This is a genomic window from Frankia sp. CeTa3Moorea, from assembly GCF_978021225.1.
Window position 1 is genome coordinate 1 of sequence record NZ_CDXDOR010000188.1, and the last position, 2,933, is coordinate 2,933.

General features: G+C 67.0%; 2 protein-coding genes. Both read right to left on the bottom strand.

Features of this window, described 5'->3' with window-relative positions; genetic code table 11:
- Positions 1-263 precede the first annotated feature (263 nt).
- Positions 264-1,193, bottom strand: coding sequence for a hypothetical protein (locus tag AC08OV_RS21815; RefSeq protein ID WP_476620238.1), 930 nt, complete (start codon positions 1,191-1,193; stop codon positions 264-266).
- Positions 1,194-1,326: 133 nt separating this feature from the next.
- Positions 1,327-2,933, bottom strand: a 1,607-nt coding sequence (locus tag AC08OV_RS21820) for a recombinase family protein (protein WP_476620239.1), incomplete at its 5' end; no start/stop codon positions are given.

Genomic DNA, 2,933 nt, shown 5'->3' on the forward strand with positions numbered 1-2,933 from the left:
ACCCACCCCCCACCGACTGACCCCAACATGCGGCAGGCCCCCCGCACCGGATCCGGTGCGGGGGGCCTGTTCCTGTAAGCGTCTAGCAAGCGGCTACGGGCGTGGGGTCCGGGGGACGAGACCGATGCCACGGATCACTCCGCCGCTGGCCCGCAACATGGCCTCGTGGCATAGGGCGCACGCCAACGCCGTTTCTCTCCCATCGGAGACGATCACCAGTGCGGGTGCGGCACAACGGGGTGTCTCACACGTCGGCACGTCGCTCATCGCGCGTCCCCCGGTCCGGCCGTGACCAGATGCGCCCGTGTCTGCCTGCCGTAGCGCACGGTGAACCCCAACGCGTCGAGCGTGGCCGCTACCGCGTAGGTCAGCACATCACCCACCCCGGCCGGGACGGGCCGATTCGCCGTGGGGATGGTGGCCATCCGGGGATGGGTAGCCCACCCCAACGCCACCCCCCGGTACGCACCCGTGCGCACCGGGACAAGCAGGACCCCGCCGGTTGCCTCCCGCCCGGTAGTGTCCGCCACCGGCACCCCCGCCAGCACGAGCGCACGCGCTACCCGCACCGTGAGCAGCGCGGTAGCGTCCCGGGTCGCGCGCACCCTCCCCCCATGGTCATCGGTGAGCCGCGCGACCTGTTCGGACCACAGGCGATTGAACGCGAGATCATCCGGTGCGGAACGGCTCGTCAGCGTCCCGTCCGCCGCTACCACCCCGTAGCCGACGGCGCTACCGGGATGGTCATCCCCCGCCCGGACTGCGTCATACCGGTCCGCCCACGGGCCAGCAACCACCCGCCCGTCCACCACCGTCCAAAACGCCGGAACCAACGCCCGATCATGGCGGGCACGCGGTCCGCGCGTCGCATCCTGCAAGGGATCGGTGCGCCCCGCATGCGGCACGGTCGGCACCCACCCGCCGGACGCGAGGGGACCGTCCGGGACGGTCGGCGCGTCGTTCCCGGCGGTCGGGAACGGAAGCGGACGGAAGACCAGCGCGACGTGATGCCGGTCCCCACGGAAGTCCCGGTACACCGCACCGGACGGCAGATCAGCGCACGCGGCCATCAAATCATCCGGATCCGCACCGGGCAGGATCATCAGATGCCGGTCACCGGTCGACGCGGGAAGCACGTAGGCCAACGGGCGGTCGTCATACGGGGTGCGCTCGTCATCAGGCACGATAGGCATGGGTCTTCGACTCCTGCTGGATTCAGGGGATGGGGATCAAGGCCCCGGGTTGGCGTTGGCCCGCCAACCCGGGAGCCGCTTACAACGGCCGGTCCGGCCGTCCGGTCATGGGGACCGTGCTTAGGGGACCCCGCTACGGGGTCGTGGGGGGCATGTCCGCCGTGCCCCTCGGGTCCACGCGGGTGGGGGGTGGGGTGACCAGCGCGTACCGGGCAGGGATCATCCCGCCACCCTGACCGAGACCACCGTGCGCAGCTCGGGTCTTCACCACCACGCTCGCGGCTTCCCATTTTTTCACCCGTGGGTACACCCACGAATAGGACATGCCGGTGTCGGCGCACAGTTCTTTCACCGTCCGTCCCTCGGGTGTGGCGAGGGACCGCCGAAGCACGGTTTCCGGGTCCGGTAGAGCCGGTATTTCCTTGCCCGTGCCTTCCCAGTCGAACCGCGCCACACTGTGATCTCCGTAGCGGACAGGTAGCCGCAGAATCAGAAGCGGAAACGCGGTGCGGATCATGGTCCGTAGGGCCTCAAAGTCTTCGTCCGCTTCCGCTTCCGTCCACCGTGCTTCTATGTCCTGCGTCAGCGTCCGTGGGTCGGCGGGGATATCCAAGGCAGACAGCTTTGTCTGTAGTTCCTCTATCTTCGCTGTGATCGGCTTCATGGCCCGGTCGACCCGGGCCACCGTCCATGCCCCTGTTTTCTCCGACAATTCGTCTGCTTGCTTATTCCAATGGGCAAGCTCGCTTTCTGTACTGAGACGTTCGCGGTTCGCGGTGTCCGCACGCTCGGCAATGTCCGCCGCGAATCGCGGATCCGACAGGCGTGCGATCACCGCTGTCCGTACGGCATCCTCCGCTACCCGCGCGTCAATGTAGTTACCGCATCCGATCGCCACGTCGACGTGGCAACGGTAGGCCCGTTTCACCTTCCCGTCCGGGTAGGGTGGTAGATGAACGTTCTTCCGGCCGTACAGTTTTGAACCGCACGGGCAGCGCAGCAGACCCGACAGGACGTGCCGCTGTCCCGCCGGACGGCCCGGCCGCCGCGAGGCCAACAGCGCGCACATCAGCCTCCAATCCTTCTCGGACACCACCGGGTCGAACCCACGGCGATTCCCGACCGCATCACCCTCCACCATGATGACACCCGCCAACGCCGGACGGATCAGCGTGTTTACCAGGGTTTTACGTGTCCACAGATTACCGTTCACCGTACGCACCCCACGCCGGTTCAACTCCGCAGCAAGCGGGGCCACCTTGATTTCACCGGCAAGCAAACGCCGGTAGCATTCCCGGACCACCGCCTGTTCCGCGTCTAGCACCGCCCTCTCCACCGGCGTACGGAGATCGCCCGGTTCCCACCCCGACGGGGCAGGAAGAAACCCGGGCATCCCAAAACCCCGACCGCCACCATGCGGATTACGCCCACGGGCCGCTTTCCGCCGGTTTCCCCTACGCACCCGCTCACTGATCTTGTCGGACTCAGCGGCGGCATCCACCATTTCTTTGCGGAAAATCCGCCTGCCTTCCGCCGTATTCAGATCATACTCTCCAGCGGACGACCAAATAAGCCGTCCTGCCCGTGCGGCTTCGACAAGCCGCTCACCCTCCATAATCTTGCGGGAAAACCGGGTCACATCAAGAACCCACACCCCCTGAGCTTCCCCGCTTTCCAACCGGGCCATAAGCCGGTCCCATTGCGGCCGGGCAACCTTCGGGTTCCACGCGCTTTTCGCAT

Bases quoted from the DNA above. Each gene is read 5' to 3' on its own strand.
- AC08OV_RS21815 (WP_476620238.1), bottom strand. From the start codon at position 1,193: ATGCCTATCGTGCCTGATGACGAGCGCACCCCGTATGACGACCGCCCG.